The organism is Chryseolinea soli (assembly GCF_003589925.1).
Lineage (GTDB): Bacteria > Bacteroidota > Bacteroidia > Cytophagales > Cyclobacteriaceae > Chryseolinea > Chryseolinea soli.
Window position 1 is genome coordinate 4,720,754 of record NZ_CP032382.1, and the last position, 12,752, is coordinate 4,733,505.

The window sequence follows — 12,752 nt, forward strand, 5'->3', positions numbered from 1 at the left end:
TAACTTATAATCATAAAATGCAGGTAAGTTCAGTAGTTCGCGATCCCCTGGTAACCGGTGGCAAAACAGTAAAGGATGTTTCGCATGACATCAGCCGCCAGGTGGAGGGAAGTCCCACCCGCTTGTGGTGGATGGCCATGGCGGTCTCTTCCGTCTTCTTTGCCTTTGGCTTCTATTGCGTTTGCACCCTGTTGTGGAACGGGGTGGGCGTGTGGGGTCTTAACAAGACCGTAGGTTGGGCCTGGGACATCACCAACTTCGTGTGGTGGGTCGGTATCGGTCACGCCGGTACGCTGATCTCGGCCATCTTGTTGCTGTTCCGTCAGCGCTGGAGAATGTCGATCAACCGCGCTGCCGAAGCCATGACGATCTTCGCCGTGATCTGTGCCGCTACGTTCCCGCTCATGCACATGGGCCGTCTCTGGCTTGGTTTCTACTGGGCGCTTCCGCTTCCCAACGCTTTCGGCTCTCTCTGGGCCAACTTCAACTCGCCCCTGTTGTGGGACGTGTTCGCCATCTCGACCTACTTCACCGTATCGCTGGTGTTCTGGTATATCGGTCTTATTCCTGACTTCGCCGTCATCCGCGACCGCGCCGTGGTGCAAGGCAACATGTTGCGCGCCAATGTATACAACGCCCTCAGCTTCGGCTGGCAGGGTGGTGCCAAGACCTGGATGCGCTACGAATCTGTTGCGTTGATCCTCGCCGGTCTTTCCACGCCACTGGTACTCTCCGTTCACACGATCGTATCCATGGACTTTGCGACGTCGGTTATCCCCGGCTGGCACACGACCATCTTCCCGCCCTATTTCGTTGCGGGTGCTATCTTCTCCGGTTTCGCTATGGTGTTGACCCTGTTGTTGGTCACCCGCGTGGTGTTCAAGCTGGAGGACTACATCACCATCTACCACATCGAGTTGATGAACATCATCATCATCGTGACCGGTTCGGTAGTAGGGGTGGCTTATATCACCGAATTGTTTATCTCCTGGTACTCCGGTGTGGAGTATGAAGGATATGCTTTCTATAACCGCGTGCAAGGTCCGTATGCCTGGGCATACTGGTCCATGATGACGTGTAACGTGATCTCCCCGCAGCTGTTCTGGATCAAGAAGATCCGCACCAGCATCGCGGCCACGTTCATCCTGTCCATCATCGTAAACATCGGTATGTGGTTCGAGCGCTTTGTGATCATCGTGACTTCGCTGCACCGCGACTACGTACCGTCGAGCTGGACGATGTTCCACCCCACGATGTACGACATCGGGGAGTACCTGTTCACCTTCGGTTTGTTCTTCTGTGCCTTCCTGCTGTTTGCCAAATTCTTCCCCGTGATCAACATGGCCGAGGTGAAGAGCATCATCAAGGTAGGTTCCGAAAGAGTAGCGGCGGAAGAAATTCCGGTCATGGAAGAGTCGAACGATACGCATCATTAATGCACTTGTAAAACAGAGACAATGGACGCAGAAAAAAATTATTTAGTAGGAGTATTTGACGACGAAGACGTGCTCCTGAGCGGGGTGACTTCCATTCGCGAAAGCGGTGTGAAGATCCACGAAGTATATTCGCCGTTCCCGGTGCACGGCCTGGATGAAGTGTTGGGTTACAAACGCAGCCGTTTGCCCATCGCGGCCTTCCTGTTTGGCCTCACCGGCACCAGCCTCGCCTTGACCATGCAGATCTGGATGCTCGGCTACGACTGGCCCATGATCATCGGTGGTAAGAACTTCGTGTCGCTGCCGCCTTTTATCCCCGTGACGTTCGAGCTCACCGTATTGTTGTCGGCCCTCGGCATGGTGGCCACCTTCATGATCGTGAGCGACCTGAAGCCCTACCGCTGGCCCCGCCAGTTCGACCTGCGCAGCACCGACGACAAACACGTGATGGCCATTGACCTGGCATTGAACCACGGCAAAAGCAAAAGCGAGATCACCAGCATCCTGAAAGCCGCTGGTGCCAGTGAAGTGAATGAAAAGAATTTTGAATAATCCGAGAATATACTTTATGCGCATTGTATCAACCTTGTTCGTAGCATTTTCTGCAGCCGTCGTGTTGACTTCCTGTGGCGCCGGTGGTGAAAACCAGGGAACAGAATATGCCCCCAACATGTATCACTCCGTGGCGTATGAGCCCTATTCTCAGATCACCGACGAGGACGCCGGACGCTGGTTAACATCGATCGACTATCCCGATGGCCACGCCGAATTTTACAACTCCAACAAATTCAACCCGTACCGCATGAACATGCGCGAGGCGGCTCCCCACACCGTGGCCCGCAACAAGCATGGATGGTTGCCTTACCGTCTCGGTAAAGACAGCCTGGCCTTTGCTGCCGCCAACGTGAAGAGCCCGCTCGACTCCACGGCCGCCATCATTGCCGACGGAAAAGTATTGTACGAAACCTATTGCGACCACTGCCACGGCCCCAAAGGCAAAGGCGACGGCAAAGTAGCTGCCGGTGGCGTGAAGGTCGAAGTGAATGGTGAACAGAAAGAACGCTCCATCTACGCCGGTGTAGCCAACCTGACCAGCGACGCATTGAAAGGCGTGAGCGAAGGTCACATCTTCCACGTGATCACCATGGGCAAAGGCCTCATGTGGTCGCACGGCTCGCAGATCAGCCCCGAAGACCGCTGGAAGATCGCCAAGTATGTGAAGACCCTTCAAAAATAATTGAGGTACCAACGTAGAACTGAAAAACGGATAACGATAAAACAATGGCTCATCAAGTAGAAGTTACGGAAGAACATTATGTATTCAAGCCATCGCTCAAGACGAAGCTTTATGCCATCTTAGGCATTGGAGCACTCCTTTTAGTGCTTGGCCTCTTTTTGTCGAAAGACCCTGCAGAGGCTGAGGGAGCAGAGCATGGCGGTGGTCATGGTGGTCACAGTGCCAAAGTAGAAGCCACACACCTGGTGGCCAGCGCTGAAGAACATGCCGCAGCTTCCGAAGGTCATCACGAGGCCGGTGCCGAGCACCACGAAACCAAGTATTGGATCAAGCGCCTGTACACCACCCTGTGGATGAACAACGTGTATTTCGCCGGTCTGGGCATCATCGGTTTGTTTTTCGTAGCCGTCCAATATGCAGCACAAGCGGGATGGTCGGTAGGGGTGCAGCGCATCGCGCTCGCCATGGGCACTTGGATTCCGGTTGCCGGCTTGCTCATGCTGGCCCTCTGGTTCGTTACCAAGCACGACATTTTCCATTGGACACATGCCTATCTGTATCAAACAGGCGGTGCTGAATTTGACGCCATCATTAACAAAAAAGGTCCATTCTTTTTCTGGCCTTTGAAAGGCGGCAGTTTCCCGGTCTTTTTCATCTTCCGCATGGTGTTGTTCTTCGGCTTGTGGTACTGGTTCTTCTCTAAGATCCGCCAGAACATGATCTCCGAAGACCTGGAAGGCGGAACTTCCTGGTGGTATAAGAGCCGCGGTCTTTCCGCTTGGTTCCTTGTATTCTTCGGTGCCAGCTCCTCTATCGCAGCCTGGGATTGGGTCATGAGCATTGACACCCACTGGTTCAGCACGATGTTTGGCTGGTACGTATTCGCCAGCTGGTGGGTAACCGGTTTGGCCGTGATCACCCTCATCGCTGCACACTTGAAAAGCGCCGGCTATCTCAAGATCGTTAACGCAAACCATCTCCACGACCTGGGCAAGTTTGTGTTCGCCTTCTCCATCTTCTGGACCTACATCTGGTTTTCGCAATTCCTGCTGATCTACTACGCACACATCCCCGAAGAAACTGTGTACTTCGTGGAGCGGATGCGCAACAGCCCGTACAGCTGGATCTTCTACTTCAATATTATTGTTAATTTCGTGTTGCCGTTCCTGTTGTTCATGACGCGCGATGCGAAGCGCCACTTGTCTACACTGAAGCTGGTTTGCCCCATCGTCATCGTGGGTCACTGGTTCGACTTCTTCAACATGGTAACGCCCGGCGTTATGAAACACTCTGGAGGAATTGGCTTTGTGGAGATCGGTATGTTCATGGTCTTCGCCGCAGTGTTCCTGCTGGTCGTGCTGAATAGTCTGACGAAATTGCCGCTCTGGGGCAAAAACGATCCGATGTTACAAGAGAGTCTTCATCACCACATTTAATGTATAGAAACTGATATGATGAGTTTGATTATTATTCTTGGCGTTGTTCTCATTCTGGGGATCCTCTATATGATCTTCCGGGTAGGCAACCTGGTAAGCATTGCAAAAGGAGGTGTGGTTGACGAAAAGTCAAGTACGGCGAACAAAGTAAATGCAGCCCTTTTTATCGTTTTCATGGTGGGAAGCCTCGGCTTGTTCTTCTGGTATTCCTTCAGCCATTTTCACGAATACACTTTGCCCGTCGCTTCCGTACACGGAAAACACACCGACAACTTGTTCTGGATCACCATGTGGGTGACGGTGATCGCTTTTGTGATCATCAGCATCGTGATGTTCGTGTTCATCTACCAATATCAATACAAAGAAGGCCGCAAAGCCAAATATTTCCCCGACAACCACTACCTGGAGTTGGCGTGGACCATCATTCCGGCGATCGTGTTGGCCGTGCTGATCTTCACCGGTCTGCGCGCCTGGAACGACATCACAAGCCCCGCTTCGAAAGATGCGGAAGTGATCGAGCTCGTGGCGCAGCAATTTGCATGGACCGCCCGCTATCCCGGCGTGAAAGACAAAGAACTTGGAAAAGTAAGCTATAAACTGATCGACAACTTCGGTAACGAATTTGGTCTCGACCTCTCCGACAAGCATTCCTTCGACGATTTCAAATCGCTGGAACTCCACTTCCCCGTAGATCAGGAGATCCTGTTGAAGATCCGTGCCAAGGATGTACTGCACAGCGTGTTCCTGCCCCACTTCCGGGTGAAAATGGACGCCGTGCCCGGCATGCCTACCCAATTCAAATTCAAAGCCACCAAGACCACACAGGAAATGCGTGACGAGCTTGGCAACCCGAACTTTAATTACGAACTGGCGTGCACCGAAATTTGCGGACGCGGTCATTTCTCGATGAAAATGCCTGTTGTCGTAGAGAGTCAAGAGGCGTATGAGGCCTGGAAGGCAAAGCAAGAAACGTGGTTGAAACAAAACCCTGGCTACCTCGAAAAGGTACCGGCAGCATTGAAGGAAGCGGCGATGATCCAGGCAGGCATGCAGAAAGATCCCGGCGCAACAGTAGCGGAAGTAAAACAATAGGTTAAAAGATTTATCAAGACATGGCAACGACCGATATTCACCTCCACCAAGATGTTCACCATCACGATGATCATGAGGATCATGAGCACCATGAAGGTAATTTCTGGACCACATATATTTTTAGCCAAGACCATAAAGTAATTGCCAAGCAATTCCTGATCACGGGTATTTTCTGGGCCTTGCTGGGCGGTACACTCTCCGTGATCTTCCGTCTGCAACTCGGTTTCCCCGAAACAAACCTGGATTGGCTCAAGCCTGTTTTGGGCGGCTGGATTACTCCCGAAGGAAAACTGGACCCTGAATTCTACCTGGCGCTGGTGACGATGCACGGAACCATCATGGTGTTCTTCGTGCTCACAGCCGGTCTGAGCGGTACATTCTCGAACTTCCTCATTCCCCTGCAGATCGGTGCCCGCGATATGGCCTCCGGTTTCATGAACATGCTTTCCTACTGGTTCTTCTTCCTGTCGAGCGTGATCATGTTCATTTCGCTCTTCCTGGAAACGGGACCTGCCGCCGGCGGTTGGACCATCTATCCTCCGTTGAGCGCATTGCCCCAAGCCATTAAAGGCTCGGGTCTGGGGATGACCATGTGGCTGGTAGCGATGGTGTTCTTCATTGTGAGCTCGCTCCTGGGAAGTATCAACTACATTACGACGGTTATCAACATGCGCACAAAAGGTATGTCCTTCACGCGCATGCCACTCACGATTTGGGCGTTCTTCTTTACGGCCATCATCGGTATCCTTTCATTCCCTGTATTGTTTGCCGCTGCCTTGTTGCTGGTTTTCGACCGCAGCTTTGGCACGAGCTTCTACCTGTCGGATATTTATATCGGCGGCGAAGCGTTGGCACACGAGGGCGGTAGCCCCATCCTGTTCCAGCACTTGTTCTGGTTCCTGGGTCACCCCGAAGTATACATCGTATTGTTGCCGGCGCTCGGTCTTTCTTCAGAGATCATCGCCACCAACTCGCGCAAGCCTATCTTCGGCTACAAAGCCATGATCGGTTCCATGCTCTTCATCGCCATCCTGTCGTTCATCGTGTGGGCTCACCACATGTTTGTAACGGGTATGAACCCTTTCCTCGGTTCCATCTTCATGTTGCTCACGCTGATCATTGCCGTGCCTTCTGCGGTGAAGATCTTCAACTATGTGACCACGCTGTGGAAAGGTAATATCCACTTCACGCCAGGCATGCTGTTCTCTATCGGTTTGGTGTCGTTCTTCCTCACGGGCGGTATCACCGGTATTTTCCTTGGCAACTCGGCCATCGACATTCAATTGCACGATACGTACTTCGTCGTAGCCCACTTCCACTTGGTAATGGGTAGCGCGTCGTTCTTCGGGATGATGGCGGGTGTGTACCACTGGTTCCCGAAATTCTTTGGCAGAATGGTGAACCCTACGCTGGGCTACATCCACTTCTGGCTGACCTTCGTGGGTGTGTACATGGTGTTCTTCCCCATGCACTACATCGGTATCGCCGGTTTCCCCCGTCGTTACTATTCCTGGACAAACTTTGAAACGTTCAGCGGCTTTGCCGACCTGAACATGCTGGTGAGCGTGGCCGCGATCATTACGCTGGGCGCCCAGTTCATCTTCTTGTTCAACTTCTTCTATAGCATATTCCGCGGCAGACTGGCCCCCGCCAACCCTTGGGATTCCACGACGCTGGAATGGACCACACCGCGCAATCCCGGTCACGGCAACTGGGTGGGAGAGATCCCGTCCGTATACCGCTGGCCCTACGACTATAGCAAGCCGGGTGCGAAGGAAGACTACATCCCTCAAAATATCCCGTACTCCGAAACACCGGAATCCAACTTGCCGCACGAAAATGATCTCATCAAACTGGAGACTTTGAACGGCGACGGATCTATTGTGGTGGAAGGAAGCAAGCACTAATTGACGACACACGATCTTCGGTTCAAGGTTCAAAGTGACGGACTTCTCCCCACTTTGAACCTTGATTTTTTAGAGCATATCCGCTCGCATTTTATGGCACAGGGGAAATTATTATGAGATCATTTCGCAGGCTCACCCTCTCAACGCTTATTGCCGTGTACGTGCTCATCCTCGTAGGAGGCATTGTGCGCAGCACCGGCTCTGGCATGGGTTGTCCTGACTGGCCGAAATGCTTTGGCAACTGGGTGCCCCCCACCTCGGTTTCCCAATTGCCCCCGGACTACAAAGAAATCTACGCCGCCCACCGCGACAAAAAGAATAAGCGCTTTGCGAAGTATTTATCGGCCGTAGGCATGGACGCCACGGCAGCGGGTATCCTCAACGATCCCGGGGTGCTGCACGAAAATGATTTCAATCCCGTAAAGACCTGGATCGAATATGTGAACCGTATCGTGGGGGTTATCATCGGCTTTCTCATCTTCGCGGTTTTCGTGGTTTCGCTGGGCTATTGGAAAAGCGAACGCAGGTTCACCGTGGTGGCGTTTCTAACGTTTGTGCTGGTCGGTTTCCAAGGGTGGCTGGGATCGTTCGTTGTGTCCAGCAACCTCACGCCGTGGACCATTACAGTACACATGTTCCTGGCCCTGCTCATCGTAGCTTTGTTGGTATACCTCGTAGACCAGAGCAGCTACCGCCCCGAGATCAATTCGTCCATAGGCTTCTGGTGGCTGGTGGCCTCGATGGCCGTGTTGCTGGTGCAGATCCTATTGGGCACACAGGTGCGGGAAGCGATCGATCGCGTGTCGCAAGTAGTGGTGCGCGAGGCATGGATCGCCAACCTGGGAGGAGAGTTCATTATTCACCGTTCCTTCTCGTGGATTGTGCTGATCATGCATGTGGGATTAATCCTGAGATTGCGTAAAACTGAGGGGGCAAAAACTTTTACCCTTGCCCTAATCCTGCTAATTTTGGGGACCATTTTAACGGGTTTGAGCATGGCCTATTTCGCTGTGCCGCCGTTCCTCCAGCCGGTGCACCTGCTGTTTGCGACAGTCACTTTCGGAACACAGTTTTTGTTCTTGCTGAAAATGAATAGAAAAGAAGAGCCTGCATTGGCATAGCCTATGATAGTCGGACAAATCGATCAGCTAACCGGAATCAACTTCGTGCTCGCGAAAGCGAAAGCGTACTGGGAATTGTTGAAATTCCGGCTCTCGTTCCTCGTGGCATTCTCCTGCGCGTTTGGATTCGTGCTGGCCTCACGTGAGATCAACTGGCTCACCTTCTGCATGCTGTTCCTCGGCGGATTCCTGCTGTCGGGTGCCTCGGGCATCATCAACCAAATTATTGAGAAAGACCTGGACGTGTTGATGGGCCGGACCATGAACCGCCCGTTGCCAACGCACCGCGTATCGGTAAACGAAGCCATCCTGGTGGCGGCTATCTGTACCGTGGCGAGCGTAAATATCCTCTGGAAATTCACCAACCCGCTGACCACCGGTTTGTCGGTGTTGTCGATGATCCTCTACGGTTTTGTCTACACACCCTTGAAAAGGGTAGGCCCCGTAGCCGTTTTTGTGGGCGCCATTCCCGGAGCCCTGCCGCCACTGTTAGGCTGGACGGCCGCCACGGGAATCATCTCGCATGAAGCACTGATCATTTTCGGCATCCAATTCATCTGGCAGTTCCCCCACTTCTGGGCCATTGCCTGGGTGGCCGACGAGGACTATAAAAAGGCGGGCTTCAAACTGCTGCCCTCTGGCGGACAAAAGGATTTGAACACCGCGGTGCAGATCATGATCTACACCATGTTCCTCATCCCGATGGGATTGTTGCCGGCCACCTTTGGCATCACGGGCATCAACTCTGCGATCGTGGCAACGCTTTGTGGAGTGGCATTTTTTGCATTGACATTTTCATTGATGAAATCGGGCGACCGGAAGTCGGCGCTGAAGATCATGTTTGCATCGTTCTTGTATTTGCCCATTGTGCAGATCGCGTATGTGTTGGACAAGATTTGATGTAGTGAAGGAAGAATTAATAAAGTGACAGGAAGGAAGCTTGTTGGTGAAGAACACCAACAAGGGCGAGGGTTGATAAAGAATGAAGCGTATGGCATTGGATATAAAGATCGTTGAAGAAGCACAGAAGCCCTTGGGGATGAACCCCAAGAAATTTGGGCTGTGGCTGTTCATGGGAAGCGTGATCATGGTTTTCGCAGCCTGGACCAGCGCCTACCTGGTGCGTCGTGCCGACGGTAACTGGAGAGTGTTTGAATTGCCGAGCTTGTTTTGGATCACCTCGGTCATTATCCTGGTCAGCAGCGGCACCATGCATTGGGCCTATTTGTCGGCGAAAAGGGACAACCTGGAGCAGACCAAGCTGGCCATCAGCATCACCAGCCTGCTGGGGGTGGCGTTTTTGATTGGGCAGTTCCTGGCCTGGGGGCAGATGGTAGAGCATAACGTGCATTTTGTGGGGAATCCGTCCGGGTCTTTCGTGTATGTGATCTCCTGGATGCACGGGTTGCACATCGTGAGCGGGGTAGTATTTCTGCTCATCGTGCTCGTGGCCACTTTCCAGTATAAAGTGCACTCAAAAAGGATGTCGCAGATGGAAATGTGTGCCACATACTGGCATTTTTTGGATGCCCTTTGGCTATATTTGTTTGTTTTTCTATTATTGAACCGCTAATAAAAAGGCTGTTTTTTGACGATATTCGCACACTCACCCACACCCTCATTTAAACGCGTAACCTATATAACGTATACCAATTAATACTATGGCAAGTACAGCAGCAGCAGCTCACGGCGAGAGCACATGGGACGGTGGATCCTCACCGATGGGAGCCAGCTATGGCAAACTCATGATGTGGTTCTTTTTAATGTCCGATGCTTTTACTTTCTCCGCATTGCTCATCACCTATGGCCTGGTGCGTTCTTCGCATCATGCATATACAAAAGCCGTAGATGCATTCACGTTCTCGCAAAGCTACTGGCCCATTCCTGAAAAGGTGTTCGAATCCGTTCCGTTCCTGGAAGGAGTGTCGCTTCCCCTGGTTTTCGTGGGTATCATGACTTTCATTCTCATCATGAGTTCCGTAACGATGGTACTTGCTGTTGAAGCCGGTCACCGTATGGACCGCAAGGCCGTTGAGAAATGGATGCTTTGGACCCTGCTGGGCGGTATCGCTTTCTTGAGCTGCCAGGCTTGGGAATGGACTCACTTTATCCATGGAGCACACCACGGTTCAGCAGTGGCAGAAGGAACAACTTTCTTCGGCGCTAACCTGGCCCATAACCAATACGGTCCCCCGGATTTTGCAGCCTTCTTCTTTTTCATCACAGGCTTCCATGGCTTCCACGTATTCAGCGGGGTGTGTCTGAATTTCCTCATCTATTTCAATACGGTCACCGGTCTCTACGAAAGAAGAGGTCACTATGAAATGGTGGAGAAGGTAGGCTTGTACTGGCACTTTGTGGACCTTGTATGGGTGTTCGTGTTCACGTTCTTCTACCTGGTTTAATCATTCTCAATCAATCGAATCATCTTATAAAGAAATTTAGATATGGCACACGCTGAAAACGAATCGCACGTAACCGTTCTTCCTCCCGATAAAGCGAAAATCAAAAAACTGTGGACAGTGGCCGCGTATTTGGGGGCAATCACTGCTGTAGAGTTCCTTGTCGCCTTCACCATGAACCACGGTCCTTTGAAGACGGCGATCTTCATCGGCATGACCATCATAAAAGCCGGCTACATTGTAGGCGAGTTCATGCACTTGCGCTATGAAGTGAAAGTGTTGTTCTGGTCCATCCTCATCCCCTTGATCTTCATCGTGTGGATGCTGGTAGCCTTTATTTACGAAGGCATCGCCATTTCACTCGTTCGCTAAGAAATTATCCATAACTCATTTCAGAGGCTTGAGTGTATGCGCACTTAAGCCTCTTTTTTTTGATCTAAGCGATTGGATAATCCCTTGCTACTATGAAAAAAACAAAAGCACTCCTTTTATTCCTCGCACTGTTGCTGCCGATACTGGTCTTTCTTTTTCTGAAATTTTTTGGGAAGAACGAGTTTGCAGTGCCACCTTTGTACACCAAAACCTTTCCTGAAGTGCCTCAAGGCTGCCCTCCTGTAAAAGCGCTGCCATATCGCATTGCCGACAGTGTAAGAGTGAAAATTCCTTTTGAAGGTGATAGCCTGGTATTGATCACCTTTAATACCCTCACCACCGAGGCGAAGAACCAAATCAGGCGAGTGGAGGAAAGGTTCACAAATTACCCGGTGGCCTTTATTCGCCAGGGAGAGCCAGCGTCCAAATGGCAATGCATCTTCTTCCTGAAGCCGCCTTACGATCAGGTGCTCATCGATCGCAAAGGAGCCATCCGCGGCCAATACACCGCCGCCGATCTGGACGAAGCCGACCGACTGATTACGGAGATAACGATTATATTAAAGAAATACTGAGATGGAGCCGAATGTAGTAAACGTAGAACAACAGAAAGAGCCCTACAAAAAATTGATCATTGCTGTATCGATTGCCATCCCGTTAGTGGTGGCGGTTTTGTTTGGCGTGAAGGTGCCCGGCTACGACCTTTCTTTTCTACCCCCGATCTATGCCACGATCAACGGCGTCACGGCCGTGTTGCTGGTGAGTGCATTGATCGCGATCAAAAACGGCAAGCGGAAGTTGCATGAAAATCTAATGAAGACGAACATCGCGCTTTCGGCGGCTTTCCTGGTGATGTACGTCTTGTATCACATGACCAGCGACCCTACGTCCTATGGCGGCGAGGGTGCCTTGAAATACATCTATTTTTTTATCCTCATCACGCACATTTTGTTGTCGGTCGCTGTTATACCGTTGGTGCTTTTCACATTTGTGCGGGCCTGGCGTGGAGACTATGTGCGGCACAGAGCGCTCGCCAAGATCACGTTCCCCATCTGGCTTTATGTGGCCGTGACGGGAGTGATCGTTTACCTGATGATCAGCCCATACTACGCAGCATAAAATTGGTTATCTTTAAGAGATCGATATGAAAAAGGCAGCCTTCCTCAGCATCGTTTTTGTGATCATCGCTACGGCGCAGTCGGTAGCACAGTGCGCCATGTGCCGGTCTACGCTGGAGAACAACTACTCCAACGGCAAGCCCGGCATCGCGGCCGGCATGAACACCGGCATCCTGTATTTGCTTTCCATGCCCTACCTGGCCGTGCTGGTGCTGTGGTATTTCTGGTATAAAACAAGTAGGAATGCAAGAAAGGAACTATCTCACGGCCCTGTTGCAAGGTAAGTGCCCCCATTGCCGCCAGGGCAACATGTTTGCATACCCCCTCCGAAAGCTGAGCAAGTTTAACGTGATGAACGCCACGTGTCCGCATTGTGGCATTCGACTGGAACCGGAGCCTGGGTTCTACCAGGGCGCCATGTATGTGGGCTATGGGTTCACCATCGCCTTCATCACGTTGGTCAGTCTCGTCCTGTATACGTTGGGTGATGTTTCGGAGTGGCACTACATCGGCGCGAGCGTGGGTGGCATGGCACTGCTCATCCCGCTGAATTACCGCTACTCGCGCATGGTGTATCTCTACCTTTTCGGCGGCATCAAATACGATCGCCGCCTGTCGCAAACAAAGTAGT

The 12,752-nt window shown here is 51.8% G+C and carries 15 protein-coding genes; all 15 read left to right on the plus strand.

What is annotated here, in order from left to right; genetic code table 11:
- The first annotated feature begins 17 nt into the window (after positions 1 to 17).
- A complete protein-coding gene (nrfD, locus tag D4L85_RS20080) occupies positions 18 to 1,436 on the plus strand; it encodes an NrfD/PsrC family molybdoenzyme membrane anchor subunit (protein ID WP_119755983.1) in 1,419 nt (472 codons plus the stop codon).
- A gap of 21 nt (positions 1,437 to 1,457) precedes the next feature.
- Positions 1,458 to 1,988 carry a DUF3341 domain-containing protein gene (locus D4L85_RS20085; protein ID WP_119755984.1) on the plus strand — a complete coding sequence of 177 codons (531 nt, stop codon included), beginning with the start codon at positions 1,458 to 1,460 and terminating at the stop codon, positions 1,986 to 1,988.
- Between the two features lie 16 nt (positions 1,989 to 2,004).
- A complete protein-coding gene (locus D4L85_RS20090; protein ID WP_119755985.1) occupies positions 2,005 to 2,673 on the plus strand; it encodes a c-type cytochrome in 669 nt (222 codons plus the stop codon).
- A 44-nt stretch (positions 2,674 to 2,717) separates the two neighbouring features.
- Positions 2,718 to 4,109, plus strand: a complete 1,392-nt coding sequence (locus D4L85_RS20095) for a quinol:cytochrome C oxidoreductase (RefSeq protein ID WP_119755986.1) — start codon at positions 2,718 to 2,720, stop codon at positions 4,107 to 4,109.
- 15 nt (positions 4,110 to 4,124) lie between these two features.
- Entirely contained in the window at positions 4,125 to 5,201 is a 1,077-nt protein-coding gene (locus D4L85_RS20100; RefSeq protein WP_174236165.1) for a cytochrome c oxidase subunit II, read from the plus strand.
- Positions 5,202 to 5,221: 20 nt separating this feature from the next.
- On the plus strand, positions 5,222 to 7,108 hold the full coding sequence (locus tag D4L85_RS20105) for a cytochrome c oxidase subunit I (protein ID WP_119755987.1): 1,887 nt from the start codon (positions 5,222 to 5,224) through the stop codon (positions 7,106 to 7,108).
- Between the two features lie 113 nt (positions 7,109 to 7,221).
- Positions 7,222 to 8,229: a COX15/CtaA family protein gene (locus D4L85_RS20110; RefSeq protein WP_119755988.1), complete on the plus strand. Its 1,008-nt coding sequence runs from the start codon at positions 7,222 to 7,224 to the stop codon at positions 8,227 to 8,229.
- A gap of 3 nt (positions 8,230 to 8,232) precedes the next feature.
- Positions 8,233 to 9,129, plus strand: coding sequence for a heme o synthase (gene cyoE, locus D4L85_RS20115; protein WP_119755989.1), 897 nt, complete (start codon positions 8,233 to 8,235; stop codon positions 9,127 to 9,129).
- Between the two features lie 91 nt (positions 9,130 to 9,220).
- On the plus strand, positions 9,221 to 9,802 hold the full coding sequence (locus D4L85_RS20120; RefSeq protein ID WP_119755990.1) for a cytochrome c oxidase subunit 3: 582 nt from the start codon (positions 9,221 to 9,223) through the stop codon (positions 9,800 to 9,802).
- 88 nt (positions 9,803 to 9,890) lie between these two features.
- A complete protein-coding gene (locus D4L85_RS20125) occupies positions 9,891 to 10,634 on the plus strand; it encodes a cytochrome c oxidase subunit 3 (RefSeq protein ID WP_119755991.1) in 744 nt (247 codons plus the stop codon).
- A gap of 42 nt (positions 10,635 to 10,676) precedes the next feature.
- Positions 10,677 to 11,003 carry a cytochrome C oxidase subunit IV family protein gene (locus tag D4L85_RS20130; RefSeq protein ID WP_119755992.1) on the plus strand — a complete coding sequence of 109 codons (327 nt, stop codon included), beginning with the start codon at positions 10,677 to 10,679 and terminating at the stop codon, positions 11,001 to 11,003.
- Between the two features lie 92 nt (positions 11,004 to 11,095).
- Positions 11,096 to 11,578, plus strand: coding sequence for a hypothetical protein (locus D4L85_RS20135; RefSeq protein ID WP_119755993.1), 483 nt, complete (start codon positions 11,096 to 11,098; stop codon positions 11,576 to 11,578).
- A gap of 1 nt (position 11,579) precedes the next feature.
- On the plus strand, positions 11,580 to 12,122 hold the full coding sequence (locus tag D4L85_RS20140; RefSeq protein ID WP_119755994.1) for a DUF420 domain-containing protein: 543 nt from the start codon (positions 11,580 to 11,582) through the stop codon (positions 12,120 to 12,122).
- Between the two features lie 25 nt (positions 12,123 to 12,147).
- Positions 12,148 to 12,405 carry a hypothetical protein gene (locus tag D4L85_RS20145; protein ID WP_119755995.1) on the plus strand — a complete coding sequence of 86 codons (258 nt, stop codon included), beginning with the start codon at positions 12,148 to 12,150 and terminating at the stop codon, positions 12,403 to 12,405.
- A complete protein-coding gene (locus D4L85_RS20150; RefSeq protein WP_160143871.1) occupies positions 12,365 to 12,751 on the plus strand; it encodes a DUF983 domain-containing protein in 387 nt (128 codons plus the stop codon). Before D4L85_RS20145 ends, D4L85_RS20150 begins: the two co-directional genes overlap by 41 nt.
- Position 12,752: the final 1 nt, after the last annotated feature.

Coding starts and splice junctions, on each gene's coding strand:
- D4L85_RS20120 (WP_119755990.1), top strand. CDS start 9,221: ATGGCATTGGATATAAAGATCGTTGAAGAAGCACAGAAGCCCTTGGGG.
- D4L85_RS20150 (WP_160143871.1), top strand. CDS start 12,365: ATGCAAGAAAGGAACTATCTCACGGCCCTGTTGCAAGGTAAGTGCCCC.
- D4L85_RS20145 (WP_119755995.1), top strand. CDS start 12,148: ATGAAAAAGGCAGCCTTCCTCAGCATCGTTTTTGTGATCATCGCTACG.
- D4L85_RS20100 (WP_174236165.1), top strand. CDS start 4,125: ATGATGAGTTTGATTATTATTCTTGGCGTTGTTCTCATTCTGGGGATC.
- D4L85_RS20110 (WP_119755988.1), top strand. CDS start 7,222: ATGAGATCATTTCGCAGGCTCACCCTCTCAACGCTTATTGCCGTGTAC.
- D4L85_RS20090 (WP_119755985.1), top strand. CDS start 2,005: ATGCGCATTGTATCAACCTTGTTCGTAGCATTTTCTGCAGCCGTCGTG.
- nrfD (WP_119755983.1), top strand. CDS start 18: ATGCAGGTAAGTTCAGTAGTTCGCGATCCCCTGGTAACCGGTGGCAAA.
- D4L85_RS20085 (WP_119755984.1), top strand. CDS start 1,458: ATGGACGCAGAAAAAAATTATTTAGTAGGAGTATTTGACGACGAAGAC.
- D4L85_RS20140 (WP_119755994.1), top strand. CDS start 11,580: ATGGAGCCGAATGTAGTAAACGTAGAACAACAGAAAGAGCCCTACAAA.
- D4L85_RS20105 (WP_119755987.1), top strand. CDS start 5,222: ATGGCAACGACCGATATTCACCTCCACCAAGATGTTCACCATCACGAT.
- D4L85_RS20095 (WP_119755986.1), top strand. CDS start 2,718: ATGGCTCATCAAGTAGAAGTTACGGAAGAACATTATGTATTCAAGCCA.
- D4L85_RS20130 (WP_119755992.1), top strand. CDS start 10,677: ATGGCACACGCTGAAAACGAATCGCACGTAACCGTTCTTCCTCCCGAT.
- cyoE (WP_119755989.1), top strand. CDS start 8,233: ATGATAGTCGGACAAATCGATCAGCTAACCGGAATCAACTTCGTGCTC.
- D4L85_RS20125 (WP_119755991.1), top strand. CDS start 9,891: ATGGCAAGTACAGCAGCAGCAGCTCACGGCGAGAGCACATGGGACGGT.
- D4L85_RS20135 (WP_119755993.1), top strand. CDS start 11,096: ATGAAAAAAACAAAAGCACTCCTTTTATTCCTCGCACTGTTGCTGCCG.